The sequence below is a fragment of the Streptomyces sp. NPDC001381 genome (assembly GCF_042895685.1).
Classification (GTDB): domain Bacteria; phylum Actinomycetota; class Actinomycetes; order Streptomycetales; family Streptomycetaceae; genus Streptomyces.
In genome coordinates this window covers 835516-853607 of the sequence record NZ_JBIAWO010000002.1, presented here as the reverse complement: position 1 = coordinate 853607, position 18092 = coordinate 835516, and the positions used below count along the sequence as shown (strand labels likewise).

The following is an 18092-nucleotide window of genomic DNA, read 5'->3' as shown; positions in this document are numbered from 1 at the left end:
TTCCGGACACCGTCAATAGCTTCTGACCCACGAGTAAGTTGACTATCAGTCACCCCACTGCCGTGACGCACCTCGGCCGCCGCTCCCGTCACCCAGGTCACTCAGCCGCCCGTTCGCCCCGCCACACGGAGCAGGTACTCCTTCCTGTTGAGCGGGTTGTGGTCGGTGCGCGGCCGCTCCGGGACCGTGCCGCGGACGACCGGCGCGTAGTGGCCGAAGGCGCTCTCCCACTCCCCCTCGCCACGCGTCAGCCCGGGAATGCGCTGTTCCAGGCCGTGCACCCGGGCGGCCGGCACGGTTCCCTCCAGCACGCACCCGTCACCCCGGGGCTCCGTCGTCTGCGGAACCGCGCCCAGGGAGGCCAGCACGGGCAGCAGCCCGCCCAGCGTGTCCGCAGGGGCGCGCAGGCGGAAGCGGTGCATCGGCTCGTACACCTGTGTGCCCGCCCGCCGCAGCGCCTCGACCAGGACCAGCGGGGTGAGACCGCGGAAGTCGTGGCCGGTGCTGGACATGCTCTTGTCGAAGCCCTGGTGGGCGTGGCTCTGGCGGGGCCAGTAGCCGGAGTGGGTCATGGTGACCGCGCAGTCGGTGACCTGCCAGCCGTGCAGGCCCTGGCCGAGGGTGGTGCGGACGGTGTCCTCGACCGCCTTGAAGAAGGCGTACGGCATCGCGCCCAGCTCGACCTCCAGACCGAAGGTCACGCCGGTGCCGGGCGGGGCGGGCTCGACGCGCAGACCGACGGTGGCGAGGAAGGGGTTGGCACCCTTCTTGATGAACTCGGCGGCCGCCCCGGTGCCGGCCGGGCGCTCGACACACAGGGGTGTCGTCTCGCGGAAGGTGACCTGAAGGCCGTAGTCCTCGGCGAGGGTCGCCTGGACGACCTCCTTCTGCACCTCGCCGTACAGCGACACGGACGTCTCCTGGCGGACCTCGTCGTGCCGCAGACCGATCAGCGGGTCCTGTTCGGCCAGTTGGGTGAGGGCCAGATGCAGGGAGCGCAGGTCGGCGTCCGGGCCCGGCACGACGACCGTCTCCAGGGTCGGGGGTGCGAAGAAGTGGCCGGGGTCCTCGCGGGGTGCGCCGATGCTGTCGCCGATACGGACGCCGGTGAGGCCCCAGAGGCGGGCGATCCGACCGGCCCGGACCGACTCCTGGCGTACGTCGGTGCCGTGGTCGAAGACGCTGATCGCCGTGACCCTGCCCTCGGTCCGCGCGTAGGGGACCCGGTCGCGGGTGCGCAGGGTGCCGGAGAACAGGCGCGCGTAGGCGATCTTCTCGCCGGCCGGGCCGCGCTCCACCTTGAAGACGCTCGCGGAGAGCGGGGCCTCGGGGTCGCCCGCCGCCGCGGGCAGCAACTCCTTGATGCCGGCGATGAGTTCGGGCACACCCGCGCCGGTCGCCGCGGAGCCGAAGTACACCGGATGGACCAGGGCGCGGCCGGTCTGGGCGACCAGGGCGGCCCGGACCCGGCGGGGGGTGAGGGTGCCGTCGACGTACGCGGCGAGCAGGTCGTCGTCGTGCTCGGTGAGGACGTCCTCGCGCACCGGACCGGGGCGGAAGGCGGCCTCACGGGTGCCGAGCGCGGTGACCGTGCCCATCGGGACGGCCGGCACCGCCAGCCGCTCGGTCAGCTCCGTCAGCACGCCCTGCTCGCGGGCGCCGCGCCGGTCGGTCTTGTTGACGAAGACGAGCGTGGGGATGCGCAGCCTGCGCAGGGTGCGCATGAGGATCCTGGTCTGCGCCTGGACGCCCTCGACGGCCGAGACGACGAGGACGGCCCCGTCGAGCACGCCGAGGACCCGCTCCACCTCCGCGATGAAGTCGGGGTGGCCGGGGGTGTCGATGAGGTTGACGGTGACGTCGTCGACCGGGAAGGAGACGACGGCGGACTTGATGGTGATGCCGCGCCGGCGCTCCAGCGCGAGGGTGTCGGTCCGGGTGCTGCCGGCGTCGACGCTGCCGATCTCGTCGATGATCCCGGCCGAGTGCAGCAGCCGCTCGGTGAGACTGGTCTTACCTGCGTCGACGTGGGCCAGGATGCCGAGGTTGAGCACGTGCACGAAGTGTCATGTCCTTTGAAATGGGGGGTGTTCCTTCCTGCTGGGTGGACATGAACGGTGTGCGCATCTCGGCTCCTGCGATTCCCGGGAGTGATACCCGCGCAGTGCAGCAGAACGGCGGGGGGCACGGCAACGGATTAACGTTCAAGGATGCGTGAGATTCTCCCGGTGCTGAACGGGTGGTACGCCGCCGGTGTGCCGTTCGGGCTGGCCACGGTGGTCGCGGTCAGCCGCAGCGCGCCGCGCGGCCCGGGGGCGGCGATGGCGGTGGGGCCGGACGACGAGGTCGTCGGCAGTGTGTCGGGGGGCTGTGTGGAGGGCGCGGTGTTCGAGCTCGCCCAGGAGGTCGTGGCGAGCGGCCGGCCACGGCTGGAGTCGTTCGGGTACAGCGACGAGGACGCGTTCGCCGTCGGACTGACCTGCGGCGGCGAGATCACCGTGCTGGTGCGGCCGGTCGCGCCCGCGCTGGACCCCGTCTTCGGCGCGGTCGCCGCGTCGGTCGCCGCGGGCGAGCCGGTGACCCTGGCGACGGTGACCGACGGTCCGGCCCCGCGCGGCGCCACCCGAGCGGTCTGGCCGGACCGCGTCTCGGGTTCGCTCGGCACGGAGGGTCTGGACGTGGCGGTCACGGCCGACGCGCGCGGGGAACTCGCGCTCGGCGCCACGGGGCTGCGGCACTACGGACCGCGCGGGCAGCGGCGCGAGGACGCGGTCACGGTGTTCCTGCACTCCTTCGCCCCGCCGCCGCGCATGCTGGTGTTCGGGGCGATCGACTACGCGGCGGCCGTGGCCCGCATCGGCGCCTTCCTGGGCTACCGGGTCACGGTGTGCGACGCGCGTCCGGTGTTCGCCACGCCGCGGCGCTTCCCGGAGGGCGTCGAGGTGGTCGTCGACTGGCCGCACCGGTACCTGCGCGGCACGGACACGGACGGGCGCACGGTGATCTGCGTCCTCACCCACGATCCCCGGTTCGACGTGCCGCTCCTGGAGGAGGCGCTGCGGCGGCCGGCCGCGTACATCGGGGCGATGGGCAGCCGGCGCACCCACGACGACCGTCGGCGGCGGCTCGTCGAGGCGGGGCTGACCGAGCGCGAGCTGGGCCGGCTGCGCTCTCCGGTCGGCCTCGACCTCGGTGCCCGTACGCCCGAGGAGGTGGCGGTCTCGGTGGCCGCGGAGATCGTCGCGCAGCGCTGGGGCGGCAGCGGTGCCCCGCTGACGGCGACGGCGGGGGCGATCCATGGTCATATGCATACAAATCCGTCGAATCAGGGCGTGTGAGAGGCCTCCGGGCGGGGTAGTCGCCCCTTCAACGGACAGGCATGCATGTCCTGTGGCTTCTGTCTCCGCGAGGGAAGGAGGTCCGTGAGACATCGCACACTCGCAGCAGCCGGGCCGCCCCCGACCGTTTCGGCCGGGCGCGGCCCGGTTCCCTTGTCCGGCCCCGGTTCCCGTCTCCGGCCCGGTTCCGGTCTCCGGCCCGGTACCCGTGTGCGGCGGGGCCGCGGGCTCAGCGGGGCGGCAGCCGGTGCAGGACCACGTCGGTGAGGAGTCCGTCGGCCACGGTGGCGGTCAGATAGGTGCAGTGCGGCTGTCTGCGGCGGTCGGTCGGGGAGCCGGGGTTGAGCAGGCGCAGTCCGCCGGGGGCCGTGGTGTCCCAGGGGATGTGGCTGTGGCCGAAGACGAGCACGTCGAGCTCGGGGAAACGGGCGGCGCAGCGGGTCTCACGGCCCTGGGCGGGGCCGGTCTCGTGGACCACGCCCAGGCGCAGCCCGCCCAGCTCGGCGCGGGCGACCTCGGGCAGCCGGGCCCGCAGTTCCGGGCCGTCGTTGTTGCCGTACACCCCGATCAGCCGGCGGCTGCGGCTCTCCAGCAGGTCGAGGGTGGCCTCGTCGACCCAGTCCCCGGCGTGGACGACGACATCGGCGTGCGCGAGCTCGTCGAGCAGCGGGGCGGGTAGCGCCCTGGCGCGCTTGGGCAGGTGGGTGTCGGACATCAGGAGCAGACGCACCCGGCCAGGCTACGCGCGCCCGGCCGGCCCCCTCCCTCGGCGGGACGGGACTCCCGCGGCCCCGCCCGCGGCTCTCCCCCGGTCGGCCGAAGCCCCCGCGGGCGCCGGGAGCCCCGCGGCGCCGGGCAACGGTGCGTGAACGCCGGGGAACAGGACAGGTGGCCGGCGGCCCGCGGAGTTAGCATCGGGCCACGCTCATCCGCCCGACGGCACAGACCCAAAAGGGGGCCAGGAGCCCGATGCCGGTCAAGGTCAGCGTCATCGTCCCGGTCTACAACCCCGGTCCCTACATCGAGGACTGCGTCGCGTCACTGCTGCGGCAGTCGCTGCCTCCCGACGAGTACGAAGTGATCTTCGTCGACGACGGCTCCACCGACGCCACCCCGGCCCGCCTCGACGCGCTGGCCGCCGAGGACCCCCGGGTGCGGGTCATCCACCAGGAGAACTCCGGCTGGTCGGGCAAGCCCCGCAACGTCGGCATCGACGCGGCACGGGGCGAGTACCTGATGTTCGTCGACAACGACGACCACCTCGGCGACGAGGCCCTGGAGCGGATGTACGCCTACGGGGTGGCCCACGGCGCCGACGTCGTGGTGGGGAAGATGGTGGGCCGGGGCCGCGGGGTGCCGGTGGAGCTGTTCCGGGTGAACCGGCCGAAGGCGAACGTGGAGAACGCGCCGCTCATCGACAGTCTCACCCCGCACAAGATGGTCCGGCGGGCGTTCCTGGAGCGCACCGGGCTGCGCTTCCCCGAGGGGCGGCGCCGTCTGGAGGACCACGTCTTCGTCACCGAGGCCTATCTGCGCGCGGACAACGTCTCGGTGCTGTCCGACTACGTCTGCTACTACCACGTCCGGCGCGACGACGACGCGAACGCGGGCTTCCAGCGCTTCGACCCGGTCGGGTACTTCAAAAACCTCCGTGAGGCCCTCGACGTCGTGGAGAGGTACACCGAGCCGGGTCCGCTGCGCGACCGGCTGTTCCGGCGCTGGCTGCGCGTGGAGATGGTCGAGCGGCTGCGCGGCGGCCGGTTCCTGAAGCTGCCCGAGGACTACCGCAGGGAGCTGTTCGACGAGATCCACGCGGTGGTCGTCGAACGGTTCGGGCCGGGCGTGGCGGCACCGCTGCAGCCCACCCAGCGGGTGGTCGCGGCCCTGGTCGCGGACGGGCGCTACGACGACGTCGTCGCGTTCGCCGAGTGGGAGGCCGGCGTCGCGCTCTCCGTCGACCCGGAGGACGTCCGCTGGCAGGGCGGCGTGCTGCGGATCGCGTTCGCGGCCGAGCTGACGCACGACGGCGGCCCGATGACGTTCCCCGCCGCCGGGGGCTCCCCCCGGTGGCCGCCGGCGGACATCGGCGAGGCGGTGCGGTGGCTGGGCGAGGACACCGTCGGCCGGTTCGGCAAGGCGAAGCCGGACCTGCTGCTGCGCGACCGTGCCAGCGCGGCGCAGTACTTCCATCCGGTGGAGGTCGTCCGGGAGACGGTTCCGGCCGGGGACGGCAGCCGGGTGCGGCTGGTGCTGCGGGGGACGGCGACCGTCGACCCCGCGGACCGCGCGGTGCTGCCGGCCGACGGACTGTGGGACGCGTACGTGCGGGTGGGTCTCGGCGGCTGGACCAAGGAACTGCGGCTGGGCCCGGCGCCCCGCCACGACCGCCCCGCCCCGCCCGCCGGGGTGGTCGCCGGCCGTGTGGTGCTGCCGTACTGGACCGACCGGCACGCCGGTCTCGCGCTGGACGTCGGCCGGGCCGGCAAGCGGCTGGGCCTCGGCCGGCTCACCGCCGGGGACGTCCGGGTCGCCGGGGAGCGGATCGCCGTGGACCTGCCGCTGCACGTGCCCGCGCGCACCGGGGTGCTGCTGCGGCTGACCGGGACCGGTTCCCACGACGTTCCCGCCGTGCTCGCCTCCGGGGGGCGGCTGGAGGCCGTGCTGCCCGTCGCGGATCTGGCGGGGCGCACCTGGCGTACGGCGCTGTGTCTCGCCCCGGGCGGGGAGGGGGCGCGTTTCCATCCGCTGCCCGTGGCGCTGCGCGTCGGGTCGGACGGGGTGCGCGCGGTGCCCGCGCCCCGGCCGGGCGGAGTGCGCAGAGCGGCCCGCCGGGTGCGGCGGGCGCTGCACCGGCTGCTCGGACGGGGCACGGCGCGCGGGGGGTGACGGTGTCCGGCCGTCGCCGGGCCGGGTGCCGTCACGGGGCCGCCCGGCTGCCGTCAGGGGGCCCGGGTGCCGTCGACGGCGCTGACGCCTGCGTCTCGACGACGCGGGCGGGAGGCGTACGACGGCACTTCCGTCGTACGCCTCCCGCCGCGGAGGAGCGTGGAGCGGATACGGGGCCCGCGCCCCGGGGTCAGCGGCTGATCGTCACCTGTTCCACCGCGGCACGCAGCGCGCCCCAGCCTCGGGAGCGGGAGAGGCCGAGGTTGCGGGCGCGCACGAGGGGACGCCAGAAGGTGGCCTCCAGCAGGGCCTCGGGCGGTACCGCGCGCACCCGGTCCAGGACCGTCTCGGGGACCTTCTGCGGGTCGGGCACGTCGAACTCGGCGACGATCTCGTCGTACTTCTGGCTGAGCACCCGGTTGCGGGGGTCGGCGCCGAAGACCACGAGCTGGCCGGTGGGCTGGGTGTCGACGAGGACGGTGACGAGGTCGGGGCGGTACCGGGCGAGGATCTCGCCCACCTTGAAGACGTCGCCGGTCCAGGCGCCGGTGTGCCGGTCGCGGGCCGCCTCGTCGACGTTGCGCGGGAGCATGTCGTCGAAGACGATCACGCTGGTCCAGTCGGAGTGCCGCTCGACGTTGACGAAGTCGCGCAGCGCGTACTCGAACAGGTGCATGCCGTCGATGAAGGCGAGGTCGAGGGTGGGGCGCCGCCAGTGGCCGAGGGGGTGGCGGCCGCGGCGCAGGTTGCGCCAGGGGTGGCGGCCGCCCTTGAGGTGCTGGAGGGGGTCGGCGCGGGCGAAGAAGTCGTCGCTGGTGGCCTGCACCAGATGGACGTCGCAGCGGATCTCGGTGGTCACCTTGAACGCGGGGTCGACGGCGATGCTGGGGACGCGGGACAGGCGCAGGCTGCGGCCGTCGTTGACGCCGATCTCCAGGTAGTTGCGGTTGGCCGTGACCTTGTGCAGTTCCCGCAGGAACTCATGGCGTTTCACGAACGGACTCCTTGGGTCTCCTTGCGGATCAGGGGCAGGGCTTCGTGCAGGGCGGCGCGCCAGTCGCGCAGCGGGGCGAGGCCTGTCTCCCGCCACCGGCCGTGGCCGAGCACGCTGTACGCGGGGCGCGGGGCGGGCCGGGGGAAGGCGTCGCTGGTGGTGGGGCGCACCCGGTCCGGGTCGGCGCCGATCCGCCGGAAGATCTCGCGGGCCAGTTCGTACCAGCTGGCCTCGCCGGCCGCCGTGGCGTGCAGGACGCCCCGGGCGGTGCGGCCGGTGCGGGGCCCCAGGTCGGCGATGCGGGCGGCGACGTCCGCGCTCCAGGTGGGCTGGCCGCGCTGGTCGTCGACGACGTCGACGGTGTCGCGGCTCGCCTCCAGGGCGAGCATCGTGCGGACGAAGCTGGGGCCGTGGACGCCGTAGAGCCAGGCGGTGCGCAGGACGACGGACGCGTCCGGGAGTCCGGCGAGGACGGCCCGTTCACCGGCCAGCTTGCTGCGGCCGTAGGCGGTGCGCGGGGCCGGGGGGTGGTCCTCCGGGTACGGGACCGAGGCGTCCCCGGCGAAGACGTAGTCGGTGGAGACGTGGATCAGCCGGGCGCCGTGCGCGGCACAGGCCCGGGCGAGCAGCCGGGGGCCGTCGCCGTTGACGCGCAGGGCGCGGGCCTCGTCGGTCTCGGCGGCGTCGACGGCCGTGTGGGCGGCGCAGTTGACGACCAGGTCGGGGCCGTACGCGGCGAAGGCCCGGTCGACCGAGTCGGGCCGGGTGACGTCCAGGGCCACGTGGTCGAGGCCGGTGACGTCCTCGCCGCGCCGGGCCAGTTCCTCGGCGGTGTCGCGGCCCAGCATGCCGCCCGCGCCGGTGACGAGCCATCTCATACGGTCCGTGCTCCCCGCTTCAGCGGCTCCCACCAGTCGCGGTGGTCCCGGTACCAGGCGACGGTGTCGGCGAGCCCGGCCGTGAAGTCGTGCCCGGGCCGGTAGCCCAGTTCGGTGCGGGCCTTGGTCCAGTCGACGCTGTAGCGCAGGTCGTGTCCCTTGCGGTCCGGCACCTGTTCGACCCGGTCCCACCCGGCGCCGCAGGCGTCGAGCAGCAGCCCGGTCAGTTCACGGTTGCTCAGTTCGGTGCCGCCGCCGATGTTGTAGACCTCGCCGGGGCGGCCCTTGGTGCGGACGAGGTCGACGCCCCGGCAGTGGTCCTCGACGTGGAGCCAGTCGCGGATGTTGCGTCCGTCGCCGTAGAGGGGGACCCGCTCGCCGTCGAGGAGGTTCGTCACGAAGAGCGGGATCACCTTCTCGGGGAACTGGTGGGGACCGTAGTTGTTGGAGCAGCGGGTGACGCGGACGTCCAGGCCGTGGGTGCGGTGGTACGCGAGGGCGATCAGGTCGGAGGACGCCTTCGAGGCCGAGTACGGGGAGTTGGGGCTCAGCGGATGGTCCTCGGGCCAGGAGCCGGTCTCGATGGAGCCGTAGACCTCGTCGGTGGAGACGTGCACGAACGGTCCGACGCCGTGCCGCAGGGCGGCGTCCAGCAGCGTCTGGGTGCCGAGCACATTGGTGCGGACGAAGGTTCCCGCGCCGTCGATGGAGCGGTCCACGTGGGACTCGGCGGCGAAGTGCACGACCTGGTCGGCGGCGGCCGTCAGCTTGTCGACGAGGTCGGCGTCGCAGATGTCGCCCTGCACGAACTCCAGGCGGGGGTGGCCGGCGGGCAGGTTGGTGAGGGTGCCCGCGTAGGTGAGCTTGTCCAGGACGGTGATGTCGAGGGCGCTGTCGCGGGCGAGGAGGCCGCGGACGTACGTGGAGCCGATGAATCCCGCGGCTCCGGTGACGAGGAGGTTCATGTGTGGATCTGTACCTTGCTGTGGTCGCCGAGGACGAGACGGTGGGCGCTCGGCACGCCGGGCGCGGGGGTGACTTCGACATGTCGGCCGATCAGGGAGTTCTCGATGCGGCCCACTCCGTCGATGGAGGAGTCGCGCAGCACGATGGAGAACTCCAGCTCGCTGTCGGTGATCCGGCAGTTCTCCGCGACGGAGGTGAAGGGGCCGACGTAGGAGTCGCGGACCTCGGTGCCGGCGCCGATGACGACGGGTCCGACGAGCCGCGAGTTGACGATCCGGGCGCCCGCCTCGACGACGACCCGGCCGACGGTCTCGGAGGCCTCGTCGACCTCGCCGTCGATCCGCCGTTCCATGACCTCCAGGACGGTCCGGTTGACCTCCAGCATGTCGACGACGTTCCCGGTGTCCTTCCAGTAGCCCTTGATGATCGTGGAGCGCACGTCGGCGCCCGCGTCGATCAGGTGCTGGATGGCGTGGGTGATCTCCAGCTCGCCGCGCCGGGACGGCCCGATGGCGCGTACGGCGGCGTGGATCGCGGGGGTGAACAGGTAGACGCCGACCAGGGCGAGGTCGCTCTTGGGCCGCTCGGGTTTCTCCTCCAGGCCGACCACCTGTCCGGCCGTGTCGAGCTCGGCGACGCCGAAGGCGCGGGGGTCGGGGACGCGGGTGAGGAGGATCTGGGCGTCGGGGCGGGTGCCGCGGAACTCGTCGACGAGGTCGGTGATCCCGCCGACGATGAAGTTGTCGCCCAGGTACATCACGAAGTCGTCGTCGCCCAGGAAGTCCCGGGCCACGATGACCGCGTGGGCGAGACCGAGCGGACGCTCCTGCGGGATGTACGTGATGTCGAGGCCGAAGCGTGAGCCGTCGCCGACGGCCGCACGGATCTCGTCGGCCGTCTCGCCCACGATCACGCCGACCTCGGTGACGCCGGCGGCGGCGATGGACTCCAGGCCGTAGAAGAGCACGGCCTTGTTGGCCACGGGGACGAGCTGTTTGGCCGAGGTGTGGGTGATCGGCCTGAGTCGGGTTCCGGCACCACCGGCCAGCACGAGAGCCTTCATCGCCTCACCTCGGCTCCCGGTGCGTCCGGATGCCCTAGATCGTCGTGGTCACTTCCGTTCAGTCCTCTCCCCTGACGATGTTCCATTCCGTGCCGGAGCGCATCCCGGGCGGGGTGGCGGGGGTGACGACGGCCGGCAGACAGGTGCGCAGGGCCCACAGGTCGCGGCGCAGGCGGCGGGCACGGGCCCAGCCGGTCTCGGCCCGGCGGACGGCGGGTTTCTCCTCAGCGGACGAGGTCACGACGGTTCAACACCTTTCACAAGGCCCCCGGAACGCTTCACGCGGGGCCACGGACGGGCGAGTACCCTTCTGCGCCGCGCGGACACGTGGCGCTCAGCCCGGCGGGGAGATCTCCGCCCACACCTGCTTGCCGCCGCTGACCGGCAGGGTCCCCCACGCGTCGGACACGGCCTCCACGAGGAGGATGCCGCGGCCTCCGGTGGCCTCCCAGCCCAGGCTGGTCGGTTTGACGGGGGTGCGGGGCGAGGTGTCGGTGACGGCGACGCGCAGACGCCGGCCGATCAGGGTGAGGTCGAGGCGGACCTGGCCGTCGGTGTGCACCAGGGCGTTGGTGACGAGTTCGGAGACCACGAGCAGGGCCGTGTCCACGGGGTCCTCGGGCATGCCCCAGGAGCGCAGGGTGCGCCGGGTGAAGCGGCGGGCCTGCCGGGCCGCCTCGGGCACGCGCCAGACGGTCCAGCCCTCGCGCCGGGGCTTGACGGCCATGCCGTCGTAGCGCAGGAGGAGCAGGGCGATGTCGTCGGCCCGGTGGGCGCCGCCGAGCAGGTTGTCGGCGACCTGGCCCAGGTGGGCGGGGTCGGAGAGGGACAGTTCGTGGGCGAGCCGGGCCAGACCGGTGTCGATGTCCAGGTCGGCGGCCTCCACCAGGCCGTCCGTGGTCAGGGCGACGATCGTGCCCGGGACCAGCCGCAGCGGGGTCATCGGGAACTCGGCCTGCGCCAGCACGCCGAGCGGCGGCCCGCCGTCGGCCTCGGCGATGTCGGTCGCGCCGTCCGGGTGGCGCAGTACCGGTGGCGGATGTCCGGCGCGCACGCACCAGCCGGTGCCGGTCTCCATGTCGACGTCGACGTAGCAGCAGGTGGCGAAGAGGTCGGTCTCCAGCTCCATCAGCAGCCGGTTGGCGTGGGCGACGACCACGTCCGGCGGATGGCCCTCGGCGGCGTAGGCGCGCAGGGCGGTGCGCATCTGGCCCATCAGGGTGGCGGCGCCCGCGCTGTGGCCCTGGACGTCGCCGATGACGAGGGCGACGTGGTGGTCGGGCAGCGGGATCACGTCGTACCAGTCGCCGCCGACCTCCAGGCCCGCGGTGGCGGGCAGATAGCGGGCGACGGCGACCCCGCCGGGGAGTTCGGGCAGGCGGCGCGGGAGCAGCTGGCGCTGGAGCATGCCGACGAGTTCGTGCTCGGCGTCGAAGGCGTGGGCGCGCAGCAGGGCCTGCCCGGCGAGGCCGGCGGAGGCGGTGAGCAGGGCGCGTTCGTCGGGGCCGAAGTCGTGCGGGCTGTCCCAGCCGATGAGACAGGCGCCCGCCATGCGTCCGCCGGCGGGCAGCGGGAGCACGGCGAGGCCGCCGGGACCGACCTCGGCGAGGGCGGGTTCCAGTCCGGTGGCGCCGGCGGGCCAGATCTGGGCGCGGCCCTCGCGCAGCGCGGCGGCCAGGGTGGGCATGGCGCGCACGGGCGCGTCGGGCCACTCGCCGCGCCACTCCGACTGCCACAGCTCGGGCCAGGACTCGGGTGTGGGCGGGTCGAGGACGGTGACGACGAGTCGTTCGTTCTCCAGCTCGGCGAGCGCGATCCGGTCGGCGCGCAGCGGCTTGCGCAGGGCGGTGACGACGGCCTGGCTGACGTCCCGTACGGTCCCGGCGGTGGCGAGGGCGGCGGCGAGGCGCTGGACGCGGGCCACGTCGGTGATCTCGGCGCGCAGGGTGGAGGCGTCGGCGACGGTGCCGACGAGCCGCGCCGGCTGTCCCTCCCCGCCGGGCAGCAGCCGGCCGCGCAGCCGCAGCCATCGGGGCGGGCCGTCGGGCTGGAGCACGCGGAACTCCAGCTCGCGCTCGCCGATGGACATGTGGTCGGCCTCGACGACGGACATCAGCGAGGGCAGGTCCTCGGGGACGGTCCGGCCGAGCAGCGTCTCCACACGGCCGTCGAAGTCCGGCCGGTCCATGCCGAACAGCTCCAGGATCGTGTCGCCGACCTCGACCCGGCCGGTGTCCATGGCGAGGCCGAAGGCGTCGGCGCGTGGTTCGGCGTCCTCGGGGGCGGCCGGCGCGGGCGTGGCGACGGCCTCCGCGAGGAGGGCGAGGCAGGCGCGGTCGGCGCCGTCGAAGCCGGCGGGCCGCTCGCTGACGGCGAGCAGACAGCCGCCTCCGCCGTCGGGCAGGGGCAGCACGGCCAGGTGGACGTCCCGGACGGCCGTGCCCTGCGCGGGCGCGTAGTCGGCGAGCCGGTCCGGGTCCAGCCACACCGGCTGCCCGGTGCGGTGGGCCTCGGCGGCCGGCGAGTGTCCGTCGGCGGGGTAGCCGTCGCGCAGCCCGTACAGCGTGCCGGGCACGCCGGCCGACTCGGTCAGGCGGAGCAGACCGTCGTCGCCGGGGGTGTACACGGCGGCGAGGGACGCCGCCGTGAAGACGAGCGCCTGTTCGAGGACACGCCTCGTACGCTCGGGAGAGGCGGGATCGGCCGTGATCGTCTTGAGGGCGATTTCGGCACGCACGGGTCCCGTTCTGCGCTCCGCAGCACCCTCACTGACCACGTCCGCAATTACAGCGCTTATGGAACCCGTGCGCAGCCCCTGTTCCGCGCACAGGGCCCCCGGATCCCTGCCGCTCCCCGCTCGCCGTGCGCGCCGGGCCGCCAAGGGGCAGATTTGAACGTTGGGACCCCCGGGCGACCAGTGGGCCGAGGAGGTGACCGCCGTGTCCGACGGGCAGCAGTCCGGTCAGGTGATCACGACCGTGCCGACGCCGGTCGGCCGCCCGCTGCTGTCCCTGGCGCTGACCTCCATGATGGACGCCGTCGGCGCGCACTCCGGTGCCGTGTATCTGCGTCCGGGCGACGAGCAGGTGCTGCAGATGGCGGTGATGGCGGGGCTGCCCCGGTCGTTCGCGGCGCCCTGGGAGCGGGTGGTGCTGAGCGCGCCGGTCCCGGTCGCCGACGCGGTGCGCGAGCGGCGGCTGGTGTGGGTCGGCGGGGAGGAGGACATGGCCCGCCGCTACCCCCGGATCGCCGTCGTCCTGCCGTACCCCTTCGCGCTGGCCGCGCTGCCGGTCGCGACGCCGTCCCGGGTGTTCGGCGCGGTGTACGTGACCTGGCCCGGCTCGCATCCGCCGGAGCTGTCGGAGGGGGAGCGGGAGCAGCTGACGTCGGCGTGCGACCGGCTGGCCGCGCGGCTGGAGCGGGCGGCGTCGGAGAACCGTCCGCTGCCGGCCGAGTCCGATCTGGTGGACGCGGGGCCGATCGGCGGGACCGCCTCCACGCTCGGCACCCTGGAGGCGGCCCGGATGGTGGCCCGGCTGCCGTACGGGCTGTGCGCGCTGGACCTGAGCGGGCGGGTGGGCTTCGCCAACGCCGCCGCGGCCGAGCTGCTCGGGGTGCCGGCGAGCCGGCTGCTGGGAACGCAGCTGTGGGCGGCGGTGCCCTGGCTCAACGACCCCTCCTACGAGGAGCGCCACCGGGCCGCGCTGCTCAGCCAGGAGCCCGTGTCGTTCGTGGCGCTGCGGCCGCCCTCGGACTGGCTGTCGTTCCGGCTGTACCCGAGCACCACCGGGATCAGCGCCCGGATCAGCCGGGCCCGCGGGGTGACGGGGACCGGACCGCCGGAGCCGCGGACGGGGGCCGCGCCGATCCGGCTGGTGTCGATGTCCCAGGCACTGAGCATGGCGGGGGCGCTCACCGAGACGGTGAGCGTGCAGGACGTGGTGGGGCTGGTCGCCCACGAGATCGCGCCGGCCGTGGGCAGCCAGGCCCTGGCGCTGCTCGGGGCGCGGGCGGGGCGGCTGCACGTGCTGGGCATGCACGGGTATTCCGACCCGCACGTCGTGGAGCGGTTCGACGGCATGCCGCTGTCCGCGCCGACGCCGGGTGCGCACGCGGTCGCCCATGGTGTCCCGGCGTTCTTCGAGTCGCGGCACCATCTGGAGCACCTGTATCCGGCCCGCCGGTCCACCCCGGACGGCTTCGCGGCCTGGGCGTACCTGCCGCTGATCGCCTCCGGCCGCCCGGTGGGCGCGTGTGTGCTGGCGTACGCCGAACCGCACGACTTCTCCACGCACGAGCGCGCGGTGCTCACCAGCCTGGCCGGGATGGTGGCGCAGGCCCTGGACCGTGCCCTGCTCTACGACGTCAAGCACCAGCTCGCCCACGGCCTGCAGGCGGCCCTTCTGCCCCACTCGCTGCCGCGGCTGCCCGGTGTGCTGGCGAGCGCCCGCTATCTGCCCGCCACCCGGGGCATGGACATCGGCGGCGACTTCTACGACCTGGTGCCGTCCCGGCCGCTGCCGGCCGCGGTGATCGGGGACGTCCAGGGCCACAACGTGACCGCGGCCGGTCTGATGGGGCAGATCCGTACGGCCGTACGGGCCTACACGACCGTCGGGCAGGAGCCGGCGGAGGTCATGCGCAGCACCAACCGGCTGCTGATCGACCTGGGGTCCGAGCTGTTCGCCAGCTGTCTGTACCTGCGGCTGGACCCGGCGCGCGGGCGCGCGGTGATGGCGCGGGCCGGGCATCCCCCGCCGCTGCTGCGCCGGGCGGACGGCCAGGTGCGGGTCCTCGACCTCGCGGGCGGTCCGCTGCTGGGCATCGACGGCTCGGCGACCTATCCGACGACGGAGTTCGAGCTCGGCCCGGGCTGCGTCCTCGCCCTGTACACCGACGGTCTCATCGAGACGCCGGGGGTGGACATCGAGGAGGCGGTCGCGGGCCTCGGGCGGCGGCTGGGCGAGAGAGGTGACCGGCCGCTGGAGGAGCTGGCCGACGAGCTGGTGGGGCCCTACGCGTCGGCCGAGGAGCGGATCGACGACGTGGCGCTGCTGTTGCTGCGGGCGCTCGGGGCGGAGGGCTGAGGGGGCGTCCGGCGGGGCGCGAACGGTGGGGGGACGCGAACGGTCCGGCCCCCGCCGGAGGGCCGGACCGTTCACATGATCCTGTGTCAGTGCGACTCGGTCACACCCGAGCCGTCCTGCCGGCCGTCGCCGTTGTCGGCCGCGCCGCCTTCGGCGTCCTGGCCGGCACCGCCGTCGGCCGCCTCCTCGCCGCCGCCCTGGACGGCCTCGCCGGTCTGGTCGTCGATGCCGTCACCGTTCTCGTCCACGGCACCGCCGCCCGCACCGGCTTCGCCGCCGCCCTCGATGGCCTCGCCGGTCTGGTCGTCGATGCCGTCACCGTTCTCGTCCACGGCACCGCCGCCCGCACCGGCACCGGCACCCGCTCCCTCGCCGCCGACCTGGTCGTCGGCACCGATGCCGCCGCCGTCGCCGAGGGTCGCGCCGGTCGCCTCCAGGGCGGTGGTCACCGGCTGGAAGAAGGTCTCGCCGCCGGCGGTGCAGTCGCCGCTGCCGCCCGAGGTCAGGCCGATCGCCTGACCGTCCTGGGTGAACAGGGAGCCGCCGCTGTCGCCGGGCTCGGCGCAGACGTCGGTCTGGATGAGGCCGGTGACGGTGCCCTCGGGGTAGTTGACCGTGGCGTCGAGGCCGAGCACCGTGCCGTCGTTGAGTCCGGTGGTGCTGCCCATCCGGAAGACCTGGGTGCCGACCGTCGCCTCGGCGGCCTGGCTGATCGCGACGGTCTGCTGACCGACGTTGACCTCGCTCGGCGCCTCGGTGTTGGGGTCGTCGTACTTCACGAGTGCGAAGTCGCCCTCGCCGGGGAAGACCGCCTGGTCGACGGTGGCGATCGGCTGGCCGTCCTGGGAGTCGGACCACTGTTCGGCGGCGACCCCGCAGTGACCCGCCGTCAGGAAGGCGGGCGAGCCGTCGCTCGCGGTCACGTTGAAGCCGAGGGAGCAGCGCGCCCCGCCGCCGAAGATGGCGTCGCCGCCGGAGACGAAGGTCTTGAAGGTGCCGGCCGACTTCTGGATGGTCGCCATGCCCGAGCCGAGGCCCTGGACGGTGGACTCCAGCTGGTCCCACTTGCTGCCGGTGACCGTGGAGTCGGCGGTGACCAGGATCTGGTTCGTCCTGGGGTTGACGGCCCAGGCGGTGCCCGGGATGGTCGCCTTGGCCTTCAGGGTCTGCGCGGCGGACTTGAGCTCGGCCGCACTGTTCTCGACCTGGCGGACCTTGGCTCCGGCCTTCTTCGCCTGGACGATGACGTTGTTGTCGTCACCGGAGACGTCCACGACGTTCACCACGAGCTGCTGGCCGTCGGAGTCGTAGTACGAGCCGGCGAAGGCGTCGCCGAGCAGCTTCTCGAGCTGCGCGGCGAGGTCCGAGGCGTCGCCCGCCTTCAGGGCCTTCACCGAGCCGGCGTCGCGGGAGCCGCCGTCCTGGGAGGCGTTGGCCTGGGGAAGCAGGATGGCCGCCGCTCCGAGCGCCGCCACACCACCGACCGCGATGATGGCCTTGCGCTTCGTAACTCGCTTGTGACTCAAAAAACTCGACCTCCTGGGGGACGGGGTCTGGCTGCCGGCGATCGGCAGCTCCGTACAGCGGCGCCTGGTTGGCCTTGGGTACGCAGGGGGCGCGTGATGCGTTCAATCGCGTTTGCCAACTTCCTTTGCGAAACACGGAATCGGCCATGACCGGCGCCTGACGGAACCGGGCGGGGAACAATCGCCCATATGACGATGACGACCACCGAAGCCGACAAGATCCTTTCCGACTGCTTCGCGCCCTGGGTGCGCGCCCTCGGCCTGTCCGTCGAGAGCCTCGGCGAGGACCGCGCGCTGTTGCGTCTGCCCTGGTCACCGACGCTGGCCCGGGAAGGCGGAGGCCTGTCGGGGCAGGCGCTGATGGCGGCCGCGGACACGGCCACGGTGATCGCCGTGTCGGCCGCCCGGGGGGCCTTCGTCCCCATGACGACGGTGCAGCAGTCCACCTCGTTCCAGCGGGCGGTGGCCGATTCGGATGTCCTGATCCAAGCGGTCCTGACCAAGCTGGGCCGCCGGATGGCGTTCGCCGACATCGCGATGACGGCCGAGCGGACGGGTGAGCTGGCGGCGCGGGCGAGCACGGTCTACGCGCTGCTCGGCTGAACCCCGCGACCCGGCACACCGTCGAACACCGACGGTGACCGGGTCCTGACGGTCCGTCCCCCACGGCGAGCGGAATCCCCGCTTCAGGGAATCTGCACATCGATTGCCCAAGCGGGTCACGGCGAGCGGGGATTCTGCACAACTCTCCGGCGGCGCCCACGTCATTGGGGCAGGAGTGTCGGATTCGCCGCGACGGCCCCCGCCGCTCATCCGAGCGAATCCGGTCCGAGCTGTGAAGGAGTGGGCGACAAGTCGTGCGCGCACCTGCACCGTTTGACGCGTCTGTGACGCAAGTGCCCAGGTGAGAGCGGTGGTTGAGTGGATGCGCCACCCGCAGACCTGCTTTGATCCATCGCACCGCAGGAGTCCGGCGGCTCCCGGAAACGGGGGCCCGGGCCCGCGGTCGCGGCCGTCATCTGTCCCCAGAGGGGGCCGCTCCCCCTTATGAGATATCCATGTGAAGGGAAGTTCCATCATGAACTCCACCCCCCAGGTTGAGACCGTCGAGATCTCCGACGCCGACCTCGACAACGTCTCCGGTGGTCTGTCGGTGAACGCCCTCGGCACCGCCACCGGCCTGGTGGACGGCGTCGCCCCGGTCTCCGGCCTGGTCGACACGGTCGTGGGCACCGTCGAGGGTGTCACCGGTCTGAACACCGCCCCGGTCACCAACCTGGTCGCCGGTCTCTGATCGCACCCTGTGTGACCTTCCGAGTCCCGGAGCCCTCACCCGGCTCCGGGACTCGTCGGC

14 protein-coding genes are annotated in these 18092 nt (G+C 73.5%); 5 read left to right on the top strand and 9 right to left on the bottom strand.

What is annotated here, in order from left to right:
* Positions 1–101 precede the first annotated feature (101 nt).
* Positions 102–2060, bottom strand: coding sequence for a GTP-binding protein (locus ACFY2L_RS10905; RefSeq protein ID WP_390822075.1), 1959 nt, complete (start codon positions 2058–2060; stop codon positions 102–104).
* A gap of 150 nt (positions 2061–2210) precedes the next feature.
* On the opposite strand from ACFY2L_RS10905, the gene ACFY2L_RS10900 reads away from it, so the two are divergent.
* Positions 2211–3338, top strand: coding sequence for an XdhC family protein (locus tag ACFY2L_RS10900; RefSeq protein WP_390822074.1), 1128 nt, complete (start codon positions 2211–2213; stop codon positions 3336–3338).
* Between the two features lie 229 nt (positions 3339–3567).
* Here ACFY2L_RS10900 and ACFY2L_RS10895 read toward each other — a convergent pair whose 3' ends face one another.
* Complete coding sequence (locus tag ACFY2L_RS10895; protein WP_390656599.1) at positions 3568–4068, bottom strand: metallophosphoesterase family protein; 501 nt, start codon at positions 4066–4068, stop codon at positions 3568–3570.
* A 239-nt stretch (positions 4069–4307) separates the two neighbouring features.
* On the opposite strand from ACFY2L_RS10895, the gene ACFY2L_RS10890 reads away from it, so the two are divergent.
* Entirely contained in the window at positions 4308–6224 is a 1917-nt protein-coding gene (locus ACFY2L_RS10890; RefSeq protein ID WP_390656598.1) for a glycosyltransferase family 2 protein, read from the top strand.
* Between the two features lie 190 nt (positions 6225–6414).
* On the opposite strand, the gene ACFY2L_RS10885 is transcribed toward ACFY2L_RS10890, so the two are convergent.
* The 6 genes from ACFY2L_RS10885 to ACFY2L_RS10860 form a co-directional block, all read right to left on the bottom strand.
* A complete protein-coding gene (locus tag ACFY2L_RS10885) occupies positions 6415–7218 on the bottom strand; it encodes a class I SAM-dependent methyltransferase (RefSeq protein WP_390656597.1) in 804 nt (267 codons plus the stop codon).
* Positions 7215–8096, bottom strand: a complete 882-nt coding sequence (gene rfbD, locus ACFY2L_RS10880; RefSeq protein WP_390822073.1) for a dTDP-4-dehydrorhamnose reductase — start codon at positions 8094–8096, stop codon at positions 7215–7217. The genes ACFY2L_RS10885 and rfbD overlap by 4 nt, the downstream gene beginning before the upstream one ends.
* Complete coding sequence (gene rfbB / locus ACFY2L_RS10875) at positions 8093–9061, bottom strand: dTDP-glucose 4,6-dehydratase (protein WP_390822072.1); 969 nt, start codon at positions 9059–9061, stop codon at positions 8093–8095. The genes rfbD and rfbB overlap by 4 nt, the downstream gene beginning before the upstream one ends.
* Complete coding sequence (locus tag ACFY2L_RS10870) at positions 9058–10125, bottom strand: glucose-1-phosphate thymidylyltransferase (RefSeq protein ID WP_390822071.1); 1068 nt, start codon at positions 10123–10125, stop codon at positions 9058–9060. Before ACFY2L_RS10870 ends, rfbB begins: the two co-directional genes overlap by 4 nt.
* 58 nt (positions 10126–10183) lie before the next feature.
* Positions 10184–10366, bottom strand: coding sequence for a hypothetical protein (locus ACFY2L_RS10865; protein WP_390656593.1), 183 nt, complete (start codon positions 10364–10366; stop codon positions 10184–10186).
* A gap of 93 nt (positions 10367–10459) precedes the next feature.
* Positions 10460–12901 carry a SpoIIE family protein phosphatase gene (locus ACFY2L_RS10860; protein WP_390822070.1) on the bottom strand — a complete coding sequence of 814 codons (2442 nt, stop codon included), beginning with the start codon at positions 12899–12901 and terminating at the stop codon, positions 10460–10462.
* 154 nt (positions 12902–13055) lie between these two features.
* On the opposite strand from ACFY2L_RS10860, the gene ACFY2L_RS10855 reads away from it, so the two are divergent.
* Positions 13056–15212, top strand: coding sequence for a SpoIIE family protein phosphatase (locus tag ACFY2L_RS10855; RefSeq protein WP_390657114.1), 2157 nt, complete (start codon positions 13056–13058; stop codon positions 15210–15212).
* An 86-nt stretch (positions 15213–15298) separates the two neighbouring features.
* Here the strand turns inward: ACFY2L_RS10855 and ACFY2L_RS10850 are convergent, their stop codons facing one another.
* Positions 15299–16738, bottom strand: a complete 1440-nt coding sequence (locus ACFY2L_RS10850; RefSeq protein ID WP_390656591.1) for a S1 family peptidase — start codon at positions 16736–16738, stop codon at positions 15299–15301.
* Between the two features lie 189 nt (positions 16739–16927).
* On the opposite strand from ACFY2L_RS10850, the gene ACFY2L_RS10845 reads away from it, so the two are divergent.
* Together ACFY2L_RS10845 and ACFY2L_RS10840 are read left to right on the top strand one after the other, a co-directional pair.
* Positions 16928–17341, top strand: a complete 414-nt coding sequence (locus ACFY2L_RS10845) for a PaaI family thioesterase (RefSeq protein WP_390822069.1) — start codon at positions 16928–16930, stop codon at positions 17339–17341.
* A gap of 475 nt (positions 17342–17816) precedes the next feature.
* Positions 17817–18032, top strand: coding sequence for a type A2 lantipeptide (locus ACFY2L_RS10840; RefSeq protein WP_390656589.1), 216 nt, complete (start codon positions 17817–17819; stop codon positions 18030–18032).
* Positions 18033–18092: the final 60 nt, after the last annotated feature.